The organism is Bacillus sp. S2(2024) (assembly GCF_050474045.1).
GTDB classification, from domain to species: domain Bacteria; phylum Bacillota; class Bacilli; order Bacillales; family Bacillaceae_G; genus Bacillus_A; species Bacillus_A yunxiaonensis.
Genome location: NZ_JBFLUS010000003.1, coordinates 1,351,085 through 1,369,744, shown reverse-complemented (window position 1 = coordinate 1,369,744; position 18,660 = coordinate 1,351,085). Strand labels below are relative to the sequence as shown.

15 protein-coding genes and 1 pseudogene are annotated in these 18,660 nt (G+C 34.7%); 2 read left to right on the top strand and 14 right to left on the bottom strand.

The window, feature by feature from the left end; all coding sequences use genetic code 11:
- Positions 1–51: 51 nt before the first annotated feature.
- From AB1284_RS06985 to AB1284_RS06965, 5 genes are all read right to left on the bottom strand, one after another.
- Complete coding sequence (locus tag AB1284_RS06985; protein ID WP_429750605.1) at positions 52–984, bottom strand: response regulator; 933 nt, start codon at positions 982–984, stop codon at positions 52–54.
- 4 nt (positions 985–988) lie between these two features.
- Positions 989–2,299 (bottom strand): ATP-binding protein, encoded by a 1,311-nt coding sequence (locus AB1284_RS06980; protein WP_429750607.1) that lies wholly within the window; start codon positions 2,297–2,299, stop codon positions 989–991.
- 95 nt (positions 2,300–2,394) lie between these two features.
- Complete coding sequence (malS, locus tag AB1284_RS06975; RefSeq protein WP_429754337.1) at positions 2,395–4,128, bottom strand: oxaloacetate-decarboxylating malate dehydrogenase; 1,734 nt, start codon at positions 4,126–4,128, stop codon at positions 2,395–2,397.
- Positions 4,129–4,180: 52 nt separating this feature from the next.
- Positions 4,181–5,620: an aspartate ammonia-lyase gene (gene aspA, locus AB1284_RS06970; protein ID WP_429750609.1), complete on the bottom strand. Its 1,440-nt coding sequence runs from the start codon at positions 5,618–5,620 to the stop codon at positions 4,181–4,183.
- Positions 5,621–5,795: 175 nt separating this feature from the next.
- Complete coding sequence (locus AB1284_RS06965) at positions 5,796–7,067, bottom strand: cation:dicarboxylate symporter family transporter (protein WP_429750611.1); 1,272 nt, start codon at positions 7,065–7,067, stop codon at positions 5,796–5,798.
- A gap of 323 nt (positions 7,068–7,390) precedes the next feature.
- On the opposite strand from AB1284_RS06965, the pseudogene pyrH reads away from it, so the two are divergent.
- A pseudogene (gene pyrH / locus AB1284_RS06960) lies at positions 7,391–7,531 on the top strand (UMP kinase); the annotation flags it as partial.
- Positions 7,532–7,547: 16 nt separating this feature from the next.
- Here the strand turns inward: pyrH and AB1284_RS06955 are convergent.
- Positions 7,548–8,216, bottom strand: coding sequence for a hypothetical protein (locus tag AB1284_RS06955; RefSeq protein WP_429750613.1), 669 nt, complete (start codon positions 8,214–8,216; stop codon positions 7,548–7,550).
- A 188-nt stretch (positions 8,217–8,404) separates the two neighbouring features.
- Complete coding sequence (locus tag AB1284_RS06950) at positions 8,405–9,616, bottom strand: phospholipase D-like domain-containing protein (RefSeq protein WP_429750615.1); 1,212 nt, start codon at positions 9,614–9,616, stop codon at positions 8,405–8,407.
- Positions 9,617–9,739: 123 nt separating this feature from the next.
- On the opposite strand from AB1284_RS06950, the gene AB1284_RS06945 reads away from it, so the two are divergent.
- Positions 9,740–10,684, top strand: a complete 945-nt coding sequence (locus AB1284_RS06945) for an esterase/lipase family protein (RefSeq protein ID WP_429750616.1) — start codon at positions 9,740–9,742, stop codon at positions 10,682–10,684.
- 56 nt (positions 10,685–10,740) lie between these two features.
- Here the strand turns inward: AB1284_RS06945 and AB1284_RS06940 are convergent, their stop codons facing one another.
- From AB1284_RS06940 to AB1284_RS06910, 7 genes are all read right to left on the bottom strand, one after another.
- Positions 10,741–11,886 (bottom strand): ABC transporter permease, encoded by a 1,146-nt coding sequence (locus AB1284_RS06940; protein WP_429750618.1) that lies wholly within the window; start codon positions 11,884–11,886, stop codon positions 10,741–10,743.
- Position 11,887: 1 nt separating this feature from the next.
- A complete protein-coding gene (locus tag AB1284_RS06935) occupies positions 11,888–12,997 on the bottom strand; it encodes an ABC transporter permease (protein ID WP_429750619.1) in 1,110 nt (369 codons plus the stop codon).
- Positions 12,998–13,029: 32 nt separating this feature from the next.
- Complete coding sequence (locus AB1284_RS06930) at positions 13,030–13,968, bottom strand: ABC transporter ATP-binding protein (RefSeq protein WP_336482974.1); 939 nt, start codon at positions 13,966–13,968, stop codon at positions 13,030–13,032.
- A 133-nt stretch (positions 13,969–14,101) separates the two neighbouring features.
- Positions 14,102–15,205 carry a sensor histidine kinase gene (locus tag AB1284_RS06925; RefSeq protein ID WP_429750621.1) on the bottom strand — a complete coding sequence of 368 codons (1,104 nt, stop codon included), beginning with the start codon at positions 15,203–15,205 and terminating at the stop codon, positions 14,102–14,104.
- Positions 15,206–15,209: 4 nt separating this feature from the next.
- A complete protein-coding gene (locus tag AB1284_RS06920; RefSeq protein WP_429750623.1) occupies positions 15,210–15,848 on the bottom strand; it encodes a response regulator in 639 nt (212 codons plus the stop codon).
- 337 nt (positions 15,849–16,185) lie between these two features.
- On the bottom strand, positions 16,186–17,073 hold the full coding sequence (locus AB1284_RS06915) for a virginiamycin B lyase family protein (protein ID WP_429750625.1): 888 nt from the start codon (positions 17,071–17,073) through the stop codon (positions 16,186–16,188).
- Positions 17,074–17,340: 267 nt separating this feature from the next.
- Positions 17,341–18,588: a DUF445 domain-containing protein gene (locus AB1284_RS06910; protein ID WP_429750627.1), complete on the bottom strand. Its 1,248-nt coding sequence runs from the start codon at positions 18,586–18,588 to the stop codon at positions 17,341–17,343.
- Between the last annotated feature and the right edge of the window lie 72 nt (positions 18,589–18,660).

Genomic DNA, 18,660 nt, shown 5'->3' with positions numbered 1-18,660 from the left:
GATGTTTGCTACAAACGAGCAAACATCTTTTTTCTCAGAACAGTATTCATTTTAGTCTGCTTCGGTCAACCGCTTCGCTTCAAAATATAATACTTGAATAAATTTCTTCGTATTAATTCTCGTCTGTCCAGATGAGGCTAGTTCATCTTTTGTCAATTCTGTCATCCGTTTTCGTACAATTGTAAAATCAAAAAATTTTGGAGCATAACTTTCAAACTTCGGATTTGAAAAGTCCGTTAAACCGAGAGAAGCTAAGTGATTTAATGACTGATAAATCGCTCGCCGTACCCGTTGTTCAGAAGCTTTTCTTTCTTTATCAATGTCCACTTCTGCAGCCGTTTCTCCTAATTTTTTAACAGTAATATGGTGAAAAATATCTTTTAATGCTGGGAATCCATACTCAAAGGTTTCTTTCTTGTCTTGCGTAAATAAATATTCCAGCATACTCATTAAGTCTTTACTTCCGTTTTCTCCGGCAATTCCAAGTTCTGATAGTAAATATTGACCCGAATCGATAATTTTTTTCTCTTCTAACTGTGGTTCACTTCGTAATCCAGGCTTCTCCCACTGAAATACATTATTCAATGATTTTTGAATATCTTGAATCGATCGTTCTAAACGAATACGCTCTATCACTTTTCGTACAACTGACAAAACCTCAAGTTTATTCAGAGGTTTTGTAATATAATATTCAACCCCAAGAGAATAGGCTTCACCAATTAATTGCTTCGATTCTACTTGAGAGATCATAATCACTTTCCCTGTAAACGACGGAATAATGTTCCGAACAGTTTCAATCCCATCTCGAACGGGCATTAATAAGTCAATAAATAATATATCTACTTTTTTAAAGTTTAACTGATCTCCTTCTACGAAAGCACCATCTTCTGCTTCTCCTACTATTTCTCCAAGGTCTTCATCTTCAATGATTTGTGATAGCATAGAACGAAATACTTCGTCATCATCTACGATGTAATAAAACATCCCCTCACCCTTCCTTAGTCAAACTAGACTCCGGCAGTCTCACGATAAACTTGCAGCCTCTTTCATTGTCTCCGTCTTGTAGTATAACCTCTCCCCCGAGTTCAGTCACCATTTCTTTTATATAAGATAGTCCAATTCCTGTTGATGGCGTTCCTGTTTGATCATACTTCGAGGTAAAACTAGGCTTAAACACTAGCTCCTTATACTTCATTGGAATCCCCGGACCATTATCTATCACTTCAAATATGACGAATGCCTCTCTCTTCTTTACATGAATCGTAATAGCACCATTGCTATCAATTGCTTCTACAGCATTGGCAACTAAATTATTTAAAATCGACAAAACCGTGTATACATGATACTGCGGATGCTCTCCTTCTAAATGCTTAGAAAACAATATTTCTTTCTCTAATAGCTGCGCATACTTCTCGTTAATTCTTATAATCATTTCTGCTAGTTCATTTCCACTTATATATTCTGAAAGATTTTTATCTAAAAGAAGTTTGGATAATCCCGCAAAAATTCTTTGATTATCTTTTTTTATTTCGTGTACTTCTCCTGCAATTTTCAGCGCCTTTTTACTATGCGCTTCTATGCCATTTTCAGTATTTCCTACTTTTTTCTGTTGTAAATCCCGATATAATTGATACGCTTCTTGTGTAATCATTTCCGCATTTTGCAGCGTTTTCTTCAAATGAACAGATTCCACATATAAATTAGAAAGATGCACAAACATCTTTTCATTTTCTTTCCGAACCTGAGCTTCTTTCAATTTTGTTTCATATAAATTCATCATATTTAAAAAACCGAGGGCAAAAAAGCTTCGAAAAATAGCAATAATAATAATTTTATTAAATTCTGAAACTGTAATCATTGTACCAAGCACAAAAACGTGATACAAAGCAAGTTCTGACATACTCGAAATAATTTCAATCGTTATCCCAAAACATCCAATGAGAAATGGTTTTTGATGAAATCTGTTTACTTTACATAATGAAAAAAGACTTCCATAAACGGAATAATAAAAAAAGACTGGATAACGCATAGAAAAGGAGTCTGAAAAATGAAAAGAACCTTGTAACATCCAGTCAAGAACAATACGAAATGTTACAACAGCTGCACCAACAATTATACCTGCTAAAGCAGCTGGAATTTTCCTTAAAAATAATAATAAAAAGAAAAAAAGCGGTGTTCCAAAACTAACACGAAACGTATCATTAAATGGATGAAAATTCAGTTCTCCGGCGATCGGAACAATCAAAATTGCAAGCATTAAAATTGAAATATCTTTCTTCCATAATTGACGCCAGTTCAAATATGCCACTTCCTATTATTTAGTATTCTTATCTTGACTGGTAATATTGAAATATAATAAGGAAAGCCCGCTTATTATATAAACGGGCTTTATTTCTATAGTGTTACCTTTTCAACTGCTTTTATTTGACGATAAACAGGTTGCCACATTGCAGCTTGAACAGCCTTCCTGATATCGTTATCATTTAATTCCTCACGAGCAACACCTTCAGATACTGCCGCTTTTGCCACTGCAATTGCAACTATCTCTGAAATATTCCGTAGTTCTTCTACTTCTGGAAGAATCGGTGCACCAGGCTGACTTGTATCTACCATACTTGCTACCGCTTCTGCTGCTGCCGCAAACATACCATCTGTCATTACACGAGCACGAACAACATTTGTACCAAGACCAAGACCTGGGAAGATAAGTGCATTGTTAGATTGTCCAATTACATATGTAACCCCATTATATGTAACTGGATCAAATGGACTACCCGTTGCCACAAGCGCTCGCCCTTCTGTCCAAGAAATTAAATCTACTGGTTTCGCTTCCGCAAGAGGCGTTGGATTAGACATTGGTAAAATAATTGGTCGTTCCACATGAGCTGCCATCTCTTTTACGATTTCTTCTGTAAATGCCCCAGCAACTGTTGATGTACCGATTAAAATAGTCGGTTGTACATGTTTCACAACTTCAGCAAGACCAATCACTTCAGTTGTTTTCCATTCTTTCACTTCTGATTCCTCACGTGCATACGGACGTTGGAAATCAAGAAGATCCTCCATGTTATTTGTAAGTAAACCATAACGGTCAATACACCAAAAACGGCGACTTGCTTCTTCCTCTGATAAACCTAAGCGAACCATCGCATCACGTACTTGATCTGCAATTCCAATTCCAGCAGTACCCGCACCGAAAACAACAACGCGATGTTCACAAAGTGGAATACCTGAAGCTTTCACGGCTGATAACACTCCTGCAAGTGAAACAGCACCTGTTCCTTGTATATCATCATTAAATGTACATACATTATCGCGATATTTATCTAAAATTCTTCGTGCATTACGCGAACTAAAATCTTCCCAATGTAATAATGCATTCGGAAACTTGTTACATACAGCTTTTACAAACAAATCAATAAATGTATCATACGCTTCTCCCGTTACACGCGGATGACGATTTCCAATATAAAACGGATTATTTAATAATTCTTCATTATTTGTACCAACATCTAAAATAACTGGTAATACACGACTTGGATCAATACCAACTGCTGCTGTGTAAACAGCTAGCTTACCAATGGCAATATTAATACCACCTACGCCCCAGTCACCAATTCCTAAAATACCTTCACCGTCTGTTACAACGACTAAATCGATGTCTTCTGCGGTTGCACCAATGTTAGAAAACGCTTCTTCAATGCCGCTTGGATCGTCAATTGATAAATATACACCACGTGGTTTACGATACTCATGACTATACCTTTGAATCGCTACACCAACAGTTGGCGTGTATACAATTGGAAGCATTTCTCGCAAATGATCTGTAAGCAAACGATAAAATAATACTTCATTACGATCATGCAATGCTGTTAAATATACGTTCTTTAACAAGTCATCAGGCTGTGAACAAAATTGCTCATATGCACGACGCGCTTGTTCATCTAACGTTAACACTGCTGGTGGTAACAATCCTTTTAATCCTAGTTCTGCTCTTTCTTCTTCTGTAAATGCGACACCTTTATTTAAAAGTGGTGTTGCTAATACTTCTACTCCTCGTAATGTCGTTTTTAACGTTCCATCTGAGGAAACCATAAATTTACTCATACAATCCCTACCTTTATTTATAGATAACATTTCTATATTGTAAACAAAAAAAGGGGGAAAGTCCCCCCCTCTTTTAATTTTTCTTTAAAAGAGCTGCTCCCGCAATTCCTGGGTGCGTCATTTCATATGGATCTAAAATTAAATCTAATTCTTCTTGTGTTAATACACCGTTTTTCAAGCAAAGCTCTCGAACAGATTCACCAGTTGCAATTGCTTCTTTTGCTAGACGAGCTGCTGCTTCATATCCAATATGTGGATTTACAGCTGTAATAATACCAACGCTTTTTTCAACATACTCTTTTAAGCGTCCTTCATTTGCTTCAATTCCTTTTAGACAGTTATCTGTAAAAGCACGGAATCCATTATTCATAATGCTGATGGATTGAAGTAAGTTAAAGACAAGTACAGGTTCCATTACGTTTAGCTCTAATTGGCCCGCTTCTGAAGCAAGGCAAATCGTATGATCATTCCCAATTACTTGGAACGCAATTTGGTTAATTACTTCTGGCATTACAGGATTTACTTTCCCTGGCATAATGGAAGAACCAGGTTGACGAGCTGGAAGCATAATTTCACCTAATCCAACGCGTGGACCAGATGCCATTAAGCGTAAGTCATTTGCAATTTTAGACATATTCATCATACATACTTTTAACGCAGCTGATACTTCTGTATAAGCGTCTGTATTTTGCGTTGCATCTACTAAATCTTCCGCTCCAACAAGAGGAAGTTCGCTAATAGCAGCTAAATGTTTTACTACAGCCTCAATATATTGTGGATCTGCATTTAACCCTGTACCAACAGCTGTCGCTCCCATGTTTACTTCATATAAATGTTGACGAGATTGTTCGATACGCTTCATGTCACGTCCAAGTACACGAGCATATGCTTTAAATTCTTGTCCAAGACGAATTGGTACAGCATCTTGTAAATGTGTGCGTCCCATTTTAATTACGTGATCAAATTGTTTTGCTTTTAATTCAAATATATCGTGCATATATCCCATTGTTTGCAATAATTCTTCTAACGAATTTAACGTTGCAATATGAATTGCTGTTGGGAATGCGTCATTTGTTGATTGCGCCATATTTACATGACTATTTGGGCTAATATAATGATAGTCTCCCTTTTCCATTTCTAATAATTCAAGGGCACGATTGGCAATAACTTCATTTGCGTTCATATTCATAGAAGTCCCTGCTCCTCCTTGAATCGGGTCAACGATGAAATGCTCATGCCATTTTCCTTCTAAAATCTCTTGTGCTGCTTGTGCAATTGCTGAACCTTTCTTAAACTCTAATCGTCCAACTTCTGTATTCGCAAGCGCAGCCGCTTTTTTCACGATTGCAAATGCTTTAATTAATCCTTCATGGATTTTATAGCCTGTAATCGGAAAGTTTTCAACCGCACGCATCGTTTGAACACCGTAATACGCATGCATCGGTACTTCTTTCTCACCTAAAAAGTCTTTTTCAATTCGTACATCTTTTGTAGCTTCAGTTATTGTTGCCATGTTTGCTCACTCCTCAATCTATTTTGTCCCTCATTAACCAACAATGATTCCTATGCCTCGAAATTTTACGAGAAGTAAAATTTCGAGCATGAGGTATACTACTCACAAAAATCCAATTCGTCCAACTAATAATCAGCGAGAGATAAATATCCCTCACTGATTAAAAATTCGCTTTTTACGCAACTTTTGTTTGGTTTACAGTTTCTGCATAATGTTTTGCTTTCTCTTGATCAAATTCACCTTCCCATTTCGACATGACAATCGCTGCTAATGCATTCCCTAATACATTGACAGTCGTGCGAATCATATCTAAAATGCGGTCAATACCAGCAATTAAAGCAATTCCTTCTACTGGAAGTCCCATAGAACCTAATGTTGCCAATACAACAACAAAGGAAGCACCAGGAACACCAGCCATTCCTTTAGATGTTAACATGAGAACAAATAACAATGTAATTTGCTCCGTCAATGACATGTGTACATTATACATTTGTGCTACAAATAGTGCTGCCAACGCTTGATAAATAGCTGATCCAGTTAAGTTAAATGTATAACCAGTTGGTATAACGAAAGAAGCAATCGCCTTCGGACAGCCGAACTCTTCCATTTTTCGCATAAGATTTGGTAAAACTGCTTCTGAACTTGCTGTTGTAAAGGAAAGAATCAATTCTTCTTTTAAAATTTTCATTAAGGTGAAGATATTTACTCCCACCATTTTTGCATTTATTCCTAAAACAATAATAACAAATAAGATAACTGTTGCATAAACGGCAAGCACTAATTTCCCTAGCGGAAGCAGCGTACCTACTCCAAATTTCGCAACCGTTACAGCAATAAGTGCAAATACGCCAACCGGAGCAAGTTTCATAACTTGGTTTGTCACCCAAAACATCGCTTCTAATACACCTTCAAAGAAGTTAAAAACTGGTTTGCCTTTTTCCCCAATTGCAGCAACCCCTAAGCCGAATAAAACTGAGAAGAAAATAATCGGCAATAAATCCCCTTTTGCAAGCGAATCAAACACGTTTGTTGGCACAATATGAGTAATTGTATCTGCAAAGCCTTTTTTCTGCGTTGCCTCAGCCGATGCTTGGTATGATGAAATATCACTATGCTGCAAATGGCTCATATCAACGCCCGTTCCTGGATGGAACACGTTTGCTGCGATTAAGCCCATTAAAATTGCAATCGTTGTAACAATTTCAAAATAAAGTATTGTCTTTCCACCTAATTTGCCGAGCTTTTTCATATCGCCTACACCAGCTACTGCTACAACAAGTGCAGAAATAACAATTGGAACAACAATCATCTTAATTAAATGAATAAAAATATCTCCAAGCGGTTGAATATAAGAGATAGCAGTTTTATTACCAGAAAAGATTGCCCCTACTACAACCCCTAAAATAAGTGCCACCAAAATTTGTGTAGCTAATCCGAATTTTTTCATGTATTTCATCCCTTTCATGCGAACGCTTTCAATTTGAATGTATAAAAGCGTACTCACATGATATAGGTGAACCTACAAAATCAGACAAAAATCTACAGGTTTGTCACAAAACTTTCGAAAATTTTTCTTAAAATATTCATTGATGTCGTTTTCAGTATACAACTAAAAAATTAGATTGATAAAACAGTAGATTATTTTGTATAACCTAAAAATTACATCTATTAAAAACTGAGACGAAAAGGAGGAGATGTTATGAATAGACATACAATGCCTCTCATTATAAACCTATTTTTTCTGTTTCATTTTCTCGTAAAGGAACAACGATGAAGCCGTATAAGCGAGTATTAATCAAACTAAGTGGAGGCGCTCTTGCCGATCAAGATGGAAACAGTTTTTGTTCTAAACATTTAGAGCATATCGCAACTGAAATTTTATCTATTGTCGATTTTAGAATTGAAGTTTCATTTTATAACACTACAATCACAAATTGTTAAATACAACTACCGGATCTTCTATATTATTATTAATCACAATTGCATCCGCACATTCCTTTGGTGCGTGCTCTTCTATGTACATGTGACAAGCCGCATGGTATCGCTTTAAAAACATTTCCTCAGCCTTCTCTTCACTTCCAAAAGCTTGCGCCTCTCGCTTGGAACCACGTTCTCTAGCAATCTGAAAATCTGTTTCTACAAATATTTTATAATCAAACAACTGCTTCAGCTCTTGCTTAAATAAAAATGTTCCATCTACTATAAATATCGTATCTTTTAAAGCCAATATTGGTTCTGAATGAATATACATATCCGTCTCTAAATCATGTGTTTGTATTTCATAGCGCATCGTACCATTTGGCCCTAATGGCATTAATAATCGTTCAGACATTGCTTTATAGTCATGAGCATCTTCATAATATCCTTTCGCTGATTCCTTACCTTGTGAATATCTAATTGCCCTCGGATGATGGAAATGATCTATACTTGTTCGAATTACTTTTCTTCCTTGATTTTGAATTTCTTTTGCCAATTCATTTGCAAATGTTGTTTTCCCTGAAGCAGTAACACCACTAACACCTACTCTTACAGGATGATTAAGTTCAAGCATACATATATGCTCTGCAATCTCACGAATAGCAGTTTGGCGTTTCACTCGAATTCCTCCTCATAGAATCTCACTACATATCCCCCTATATTATCGGAAAATATTTCCTTCCTACCATTTTAGTTTATCACCCAAAATATATGTTGTAAAAATATGTTTTCGTTTCTCGAGGAATTATTATAAATGAGAAAAAATGCCGCATTACGCCGCATTTTTTCTCATTCATATTTCTGCTCCTATAAATAATAATTAAACAGCCCTGCTACCTTTTCTTTACACCGATCCCAAAAAGATAACTTATTAAAGAATGATATCGTCATTTCTTTTGAATTTTGAACATCTTGTGCTAATGCCTTATTTACTTGTTGAAGAATAGGACCACCCTTTATATAGAAATTTATCTCGTCATTAATATGAAAGCTACGCGACGTAAAATTTGTTGTTCCTATAACTGTTGTTTCATTATCAAACACCATAGCTTTACCATGAAACATTCCTTTTTTATATCCGTATACAGAAATGCCATTCTCGATAGCTTTACGAATATAAGGATATGCAGCCTCTTTTATAAGAGGGATATCTGGCTTGAAAGACCAAAGTACCTTAACTGAAACGCCACGCTGCCTCGCTTGAATTAAAGCATTCATAAGCTTTTCATCTTTTGGTATAAAATACGGTGTGGCAATAACGATAGATTGATTTGCCTGCTTTATTAATTCGATGTACTTTTCTATTACATCATGACCATTATAACAAGACAGTGTATGTAACGTTTTACCTGGGACAGTCTGCTGAGAAGTGCTTATTATTCCTTCAGAAGTATCTCGTTTCCAATCTGATACAAACTGTTCTTCTAAATCTTTCACTCCTTCTCCTTGTATTCGTATATGATAATCTCGCCAATATCCAAAATGCTTGTCTTTTCCTAAGTACTCATCACCTATATTGAAACCACCGCTATATCCTATTTTCCCATCGATTGTTGTAATCCGGCGGTGATTCCGATGATGTAATGAATAAAAAAAGAATGGAAATTCAGGTTTTCTACTATATGTAAAATGAACACCACTCGCTTGTAATTCATTTTTCATTTTTCTTTCGAAAGATAAATCATTAATCCAATCAACTGATAGGTATACTTGTACACCTTCTTCTGCTTTTTCTTTTAACAAATTTAAAAAAGAATGACTGCTTGTATCATTTGAAATAATGTAAAAATAAGTGAGAATGGAATGTTTCGCTTCTTTTATATCCGAAAATAACTGCTCATATAAAGATTTCCCCTCGTCATATAATTGGAAATCACTATAGTGAATTTCATACTCTTTAGATTGATTTTTTTTTGCTTCGATTTTTCTTCCTAGTTTTACATCAAAGTGCATCCAAATAAGAAGAAAAGCCAATATAGCAATAATAATAGAAATAATTCGAAGTATCTTTTTCACCATTTCGTTTTCCTTCCGCACAAAATAATTGTCTCTACGTAGTATTTCAATAGAAATTATTTTTAATGCTCGTTTACATGCAGTTTTATATTTTTTTACTATTATTTATACATACGAGGAGGAAATATGAAAAATCTTAAAATACAAACACCTATAGTCTTTGTGCCAGGACTTTTTGGTTCTATGAGTAATATCATTATTCCTGGTACAGGCGATTGGAATTTTGGAATCTCCGCATTTGTATATGAGCCTTTCATTATGATGCTAGAAAGTATGGGATATCAAAGAAATAAAAATTTATTTATTTCTTTTTATGATTGGCGACAAAAAATTAAAGAATCTGCTCAAAATTATTTAACAAAAACCATTACTTTAGCTAAACAAATAACAGGAGCTAATAAAGTAAATTTGATTTGTCATAGTATGGGTGGACTTGTTGCACGGTCTTATGTTCAAAGTAATATGTATCACAATGATGTTGATAAACTCATCATACTATGTACACCAAATACTGGATCACCCTCAAACTATAGTTACTGGACCGGCGGAATACTTCCTGTACATGTTTCGTCCAAAATAAATATCGTTTATTTATATATGGATCAGTACATTAACTACTTATGTCATCTCTATAAAATGAATAGAGTCGAAGCAATTCATACTCACTTTAAAGGATTACAAGATATCATCCCTTGTAAATATTATGGAAATTATTTATTTATGAAAAACGGATCTTCTATCAAATTCATACCTTACAAAAAAATGAAAACACAAAACCACTTTCTCGATGAATTAAATCAACACAGAGATATAATAAATAGAAGAAATATTCATATCACATTAATCTCAGGGGATGGAGAAGAAACAATTAAAGATTTACAGGTAATCCCCTCTCATTCCAAGGTGAAATGGATAGATGGCAAAGTAGTAGGAGACATAACTACAAAACGCGGGGATGGAAATGCTACTACGAATAGCGTTTTTCTTTTAGAGGGAGACAAATACATTGTGCAAGGAAATCACAATGAAGTTTTATATAAAAGTATGCCCATATTACAAAAGATACTTTAGCTAGCCTATGTACAAAAGGGATACAGCATCGAACTGTATCCCTTTTGTATCTTGAATTAAATAAAATTTCTCGTATCATTATTTCGACCAAATTTATAAATAGCAATTAAGAAGAAGGAAGTTGCAAAGGCGAATAAAATTAAAATGTTTAAATATAAATCTGCGAACTGCGTTCCTTGCTGTAATTTTGCCATTGTATCTAATAGCCAACGCTGCGGAAGAAATTCAGCAATTTTTTGCACTGATGTTGGCATAATTTCAAATGGAAAGAAGCACCCAGCAAGCAAACATGTTGGTGTAATAATGATATTTTGCATTGCATTAGCAGAAGTTGAATTTTTCGCAAAAGATACAATCGCTAACGATAAACCAATTGCGATTAGACCAAATATCATCAGTACTCCAATCAGAACAATTAAAGGCATATTTGGATCAATATGAAATACACTAGTCATAAATAATACTGTTACAACAATTTGTACGATTGAAACAAGCACATTAACAGCAACATTAGATAAGATATACTTCCTTCCATCTATTGGTGTTGACAACAATCTAAAATACGTTCTATTCTCTTTTTCTTTCAAAATTAGTTCTGAAAAGCTCACCGCTGAAAATAGCATAAACATCATAAGGTAACCAATTGTTTGATTCGTCATATCTTTATTTTTGGAAGTGTCCTTAAGCGTCTCGGCCGTTAACTTAAATGAATTTTTTTGATAACTTGCATACATTTTATCAAATGTATTTTGATCATTTTGTGCTACTTTACTCATTGCCGTTATATTATCAATATAATTATACAAATATGATTTTATAAAACCTGTGATTTGCGCACCTTTAATTGAGGAGATTTCAATATGACTCGGCTTACCATCTCGAATACTTTGTGAAAAACCTGAATCTAACGTAATCACTGCATCAAGTTTTTTCGAGGCAAGCTTATCTTCTACTTCCGATGCTTGAATCTTACTTACTTTTACATGGTCTAATCCTTCTATAAATTTCACCGTATCATTTGCTATATAATGATTCTCCTGATTTACAACCCCAATACGTAATGTCCCCTGCTCTGCATTTCCATAAATCAGAAATGAAATTAATGCTCCAACTATTGGCAATCCAATAATAATAAGTAACCCCTTTTTATTTTTCAAAAGTACGGATAATGTTTTTTGTATGAGCCATAAAATATCTTTCATATTATAGCCCCTCCCGTCTGCGTAATGCGATAATCGCAATCAATAAAAACAATGCTGAAATTCCAAGATTTAAAGAAATTACTGGAAATGCTGCTCCTAAATCATTCGCATAAATAATTTTCATAATCGCTGTATTTGCCCATGTTAATGGCGACATATTTGTAAGCATATTTTCTTCGACTACAAAATATGCTCCGCCAAAAAAAGAAGCTAATTGTACAACAACCATAATGATCGCCTTAGATGCCTCACCTGTTTTCGTAATATATCCAATCCCTAATCCGAAGCTAATTGCAAGGAATACTTCTGTTAGTAAAATCAGAAAGACTACTCCAAAATGGTCCCCCCAATTTGCCCCATAAACAAATTTACTAAAGACAACGACAAGAAGAAGACAAAGTGCATTTACTACAAGACTACCAAGTATTTTCCCAACGAAGATTTCCGCTTTACTAACAGGCGCGGCGATTAAACGATCTCCCGTTTTTCGTAATCGCTCTCCGCGAATCAAATAGCTTGCTCCCATCGCTCCATACAAGGCAATCATTGTCGTCATCGCAATCGCATAATAGTCCATAGAGCTTGGTTTCTTAACCGCTTGCAAAGATGTCTCTTTTATATAATCATCATGATTTCCACTTGAAATAACTGTACTCACTTTTCCAGGGTCTACTTTCGCAACTTCAACCGCTACGTTGTACTTATCGACAAATGTAGTAAGCATCCCCTCAACAATACTTCCTTCAATGCTATTTCGATCACTCTCATATAACTTCACGCCATCTTGATTCATTTCTACATAGCCAGCATATTTATTTTGTTTCACTTCTTCTTTCCCATCTACATCCTTTACTACTTTTTTAAAGTGAATGCCCGATTTATCTGTTTCCTTTATCAATGCTTCAAAGGCCTGAGAGAACTTACCACCTGCTTCATCTTTGTATAACACCTGAATATTTTTAATAGAAAGATTGTCACTATTAAATGCATTTGTTAAAGCGGTGCCCAAAATGAGCATAAGCACAACTGGGAATGCTAGCATAAACACTAACGTTCTTACATCTCGAAAGTCACTTTTGATTTCCTTTATGGCTATATTGAAGATGTTCAATCGATGAACCTCCCTTTTTTTGCTAGTAAATTTTATTTATCTCGTAGATTTCTTCCTGTCAATGTCAAGAATACTGTCTCTAAGTTGGGTGCTTGCTCTTCAAGTGAACGTATTTCTATATCATTATTGATAAAATGCTGAACGATTTTGTTTAAATTGTTGACCCCTGTATCAGAATTCACTTTAATTACGTTTTCTTCTATTTGAACAGCCTTAACACCACTAATTTCTTTTAATTTGTTCACATCTATATTTTCAACTGACTTTACTTCAATCCAAATATCTTTTGTATCTGTAATAATAGCTTTCAATTGTTCTTTTGTACCTTCTGCAATAATTTTCCCGTGATCAACAATTGCGATTTTCGTACAAAGTTCTTCTACTTCTTCCATGTAGTGACTCGTATAAATAATGGTGCTACCCATTTCATTTAATTTCCGTACAGACTGAAGAATATAGTTTCTTGACTGCGGATCAATTCCAACTGTCGGCTCATCCATAATAATTAAATTTGGACGATGCGCAATCGCACAAGCAATGTTAAGCCTTCGTTTCATTCCACCAGAGAAATTTTTCGGATAGCTTTTATGTTTATCACTGAGCCCTACAAACTGGAGCGCTTCTTCTACTCTCGCTTTCAATTCAGCTCCTCGTAATCCATATAATCCTGCAAAGAATTTCACATTTTCATAGGCGGTTAACTCCTCATAAATTGCTATATCTTGTGGTACAATTCCAATATTCATTTTTGCAAATCGATTATGTTTCTTTATATTTTTTCCTAGTATGCTAATCTCACCTTCATTACTTCTTAACAATCCAGCAATCATATTAATTGTTGTACTTTTACCAGCACCATTCGAACCTAAAAATCCAAATATTTCTCCTTGTGCGATAGATAAAGACATATTATCAACTGCGATGAAATCACCAAATTTTTTCGTTATGTTTTTTATCTCTAATGCGTTCATCATTTCACCCCTATTTCGGTTTCTATGCTGTTATTATAAACAAAAAGAATGAACCTGCTCAGTGCATAAGTTCATTCTTTTCACATGAGAATATTCACTTTTTTCCTGTGAGATCATTCATCTTATCTATTCCTTATTGTATCGGCAATAACATTGTTACCGAAAAACCATTTGTACCATCTACAATAATCGTTCCGTTAATCGATGCAGTACGTTCTTCCATGCCGATAATGCCAAGTCCTTTTTTTACTTGAGGTACACCTTTTCCGTTATCTTTCACTTGCACCTTCACAACCGTATTGAGAACATGTATATCGATTGAAATAACAGTTGCCTCTGCATATTTCATAGCATTCGTTAACGCTTCCGTTACATTTTCTCCAATGATTTTCCACTGAATTGGAGAAATAGCATCCAAATTCCCTTTATATAAAAATGAAATTTTCATATCATGTTTCGCCGCAAATTCGTCTATGAATAATTTCATACGATGAATACCGATTTGCTCAGTTGGTGGTTTCATGTTCTTTAACGTAATTCTAATACTTTCAATTCCATCTTTGGAAATATGAATAGCATTTTGAAGCAACTCTGCCGCTTTCTCCTTGTCAATATTCATCAATCTTTTTGCTGCTTCCATTTGAATTAAGGCACCTGTCATAGAATGACCAATTTTATCATGAATTTCTTGTGATAATCGATTTCGTTCTTCTAGCTTAAAAGTGTATTCTGATTGTCTGATGTATTCTTTATTTTCATTCAAGTTTTTTGTGAGCCTTTGCATATCTTTTCGCATGATGTCATTTTGCGTTTCAAATTTCAACAACCTTTGCGTATATAGCGTTGCCATTGTGAAAATAACAAAACTAAATGTAGCGATTAAACCGTATGTCATACGTATATTTTCCTCAACAAACAAAACCGGAAGGAGCATAATAAAAAACATCAGCCATTTTTCATATATGTAATAAGAAGTAAATTCATATAAGTTCAGAGGTAAAAATAAAAGTAATAACGGATGAATCTGTCCATATGAAACGACTGTATTGACAATTGATACAAATATAATCACTTTCTTCGCTGCTTCTTTTTTCAAAATATAAATCGTAACGTTTATACAAAGATATAGCAGTAAAGCAAATATAATCCATGGTAGATTCGTAACGTTGGAATGAACATAACTAAACACAATATATAGGAAAACTATAAGCTTACTAATAATGATCCAAAACTCCATATTTCTAATCCACTGTTCCCGTTAAATAGTAAATTGCGATTTGCGTACGATGCTCAAGCCCCGTTTTACTAAGGATAGAGGTAATATAGTTCGCAATCGTCCCTTCTGATATAAAAAGTTGCTTTGAAATCTCTTTATTCGAAAAACCTTTAGCAATAAGAGCAATAATACTAAGTTCTCTTTCTGTGAAAAGGCTCTTATCTATTTTCAACTCTTCTTCTTTATTTTCTTGTAAGTTTAATTTAATTTTATCGAGGACTACATCTTGCATCACAGTATGTCCGTGATAAACACTTTTTATCGCATCTCTGATTCGCTCTGGATCATTATTTTTTAATAAATATCCTTTTGCTCCATTTTTCACCGCATCTAAAATGTATTCGTCATCATCAAATGTCGTTAAAATGAGCGGCTTTGTTTTTGTTTGTTCACAAATTAATTTCGTTGCTTCCACGCCGTTCATATTCGGCATACGTACATCTAAAAGAGCAATATCAACATCATATTTTTTGCAATACTCTAGAGCTTCTTGACCATCATTTACCGTTACTAACACTTCAAATTCCGCATATGTACTTAAAATAATCTTCATACCTTCTCTAATAAAGGAATTATCATCAGCTATTATCACTTTTATTTTCATAGTTGTTAGTAGGTGTTACCTTACTAACATTCACATCCTTTCAATATACATACAATTTTACTATTTTATTCGCTTCTTTATAGGCGATACCTTACATTTTATATCTACTCTTCAGCTATAGAAAAAATCTCTTTCTTATTCTATTTAAATTTACCTTTGCGGTACCCTTACTATGAAAATATTAACAGATTACCATTTGAATTAAATATATTCCTCGGCTAACACTCTAAAGTTATAAAGGAGTCTGTTTTTGAAAACGTATTTTCAAAACAGACTTTAGATATATTTAACAAACCCCACTGTTTCATTATAATTTTTTATTTAAAATTATAATGTGCTATAAACAAATTAACTGGCCGATCTGATTACATTCTTGTGCAAACCATATTGCTCCGTCTGGCCCTAGTACAATCCCATGCGGTTCAGAGTTTTCCGTAGGAATTTGATATTCCGTCATTTCTCCATTTACGGTAATTCGTCCAATCTGATTACTTCCCCATTCGGTAAACCAAAGTACTCCATCCCTCCCTGCAACAATAGCATGTGGCCTAGCATTTACAGTTGGGATAGGATACTCGCTAATTTTTCCCGATGTAGTAATTCTTCCTATTTTATTCCCGTTTATTTCTACAAACCATAGCGCTCCATCAGGTCCATTTGTAATGCCTACTGGAGCAGAATTTATTGTAGGTATAGAGTACTCATTAATTTGACCAGATGTAGTAATTCTCCCTATTTTATTGCCTTGATTCTCCGTGAACCAAAGTGCCCCATCTGGTCCCGATACGATAAATGACGGATAAGATTCCGAATTAGGTAATGTATACTCGGTAATCTCACCTAACAATGAAATTCTTCCTATCTTATTACCTGTTAGTTCAGTAAACCAAATTGCTCCATCAGGTCCTTCTGTTATTCCATAAGGGGCTGATTTTGTAGTAGGTAGCTTATATTCAGTAACCTCACCTTGCGTTGTAATCTTTCCAATCTTATCGGTCTTGTATTCTGTAAACCACAGGTCCCCATTTGTCCCAGATACGATACATGAAAGCCCAGCATCTGATGTAGGAACGAAGAATTCCTGTATTTCACCGGTTACAGTCATTCTTCCTATTCTATTTCCCTTATGTTCTGTAAACCAAAGCGCTCTATCATCCCCTACTGTAATTCCATATGGAGCTGATTCAGCCATAGGAAGACGATGTTCAGTAAACCTTATTTGCACTGTACTAAAACCTCCTTTTTGTTGATGCATGTACTTATCATATGAAAATAAATATTGTAAATATTTCCGTGAATATAATTCATATACCTTCATTACTTAGAAGAAAAAACTATAAAAAAATTGCACTCAATAAAACATTGAAGGCAAAACGGCATAAAAAAACCTTTCACTGCTACAATTTCAAGCTGTGAAAGGTTTTAATTCCTATCTTTTATATGTAGGAACATGATATATATTTTTCCTTATCACTATTCAAGTTGTTTTTTATTATATAAACGCTTTTAAGCTTTCCAAAACCAATCCAATCATAAATCCACAAACAGCACCATTTACACGAATCCACTGCAAATCTTTTCCTACGTTATTTTCAATCATCTCAATAAGTGTTTTATCATCTAATTTATCTAAATTTTCCTGTACAAGTTTTCCGATTTTAGAATGATTGCTTTCAACGACGTTTACAATTTGTTTTTGTAGCCAATCTTCCATACGCTCAACTGTTACTGCATCTTCTTTTATTTTATTCATTTGTTTTGTCAGAAACGGCAGAAGATATTTGTCCGCAAATTCATCTTTTTGAATAAACTCTACAGATTTTTGCTTTGCTTGCTCAAGAAATTCGGTTATCTTTTCAGCTGCCTGCCAATTCACAATCCAATTTTCTTTCCAATTCTCTAGTTCTTTTAATACCGCTTCATTCTCCTTAATATGTAAGATTTCTTGGCGAACTTTCATCAATAGGGCTTGTCTCGTGCTATTATCAACGTTTTGCAAACTACTAACATTATTAATAATAAACTTTTGCAGAATGCTGCCGACCTTTTCTTCATCGACAATGCTCATAAAGGATTTAAGCGTAAACTGTAAGAAACCATCTACTTTTATATTTTCCAGCGCCTTCATACCTAAACTACCAAGTTGATATCGCGCTGCATCTTGTGCTGTCCATTCTTTCGCTTTGACCAACAGGTAATCTAACGTCTTTTCATCATATTGGTGCGTAACGATTTGATCGACAAGTACTTGAAGAATATTACCTACGTTAATTGTATGCAAGTACGTTTTTAATTCTTTTTCAAGAACAACAGCTAACTGTTTTGTATTCATTTGCAGAATCGCCTTTTCAGCAATTGTAACAATCCTTTTCTTTAACGTATCGGAATGCAGCTCTCTTTCCGCAATATGCAATACCATTGCAGCCAACTTCATTTCTTTTATTTTATCGGTAATACTTTCTTTCGTAAGCCAATCATTTTCCAGCGTGGAAACAAGTCCTTTCGTAACCCGTTTCCGATTTTTGGGCAATAGAGCTGTATGCGGGATCGGTATCCCCATCGGGTGACGAAACAGTGCTGTAACTGCAAACCAATCCGCGAGTCCCCCTACTAAACCAGCTTCAAATCCACCTTGTATAATATTCCCTGCTATCATTCCTTGAAACGGGATTGTTGCAACAAAACCAACTCCCATTATTCCAAGTGAAATTCCTGCTAAATATTTTGACTGTAATGACATTGTATTTCCACATCCTCTTATTATGTAAAGTAAACTTTTCAATTTGTAAATTCATTGAATCATTTAGATCTT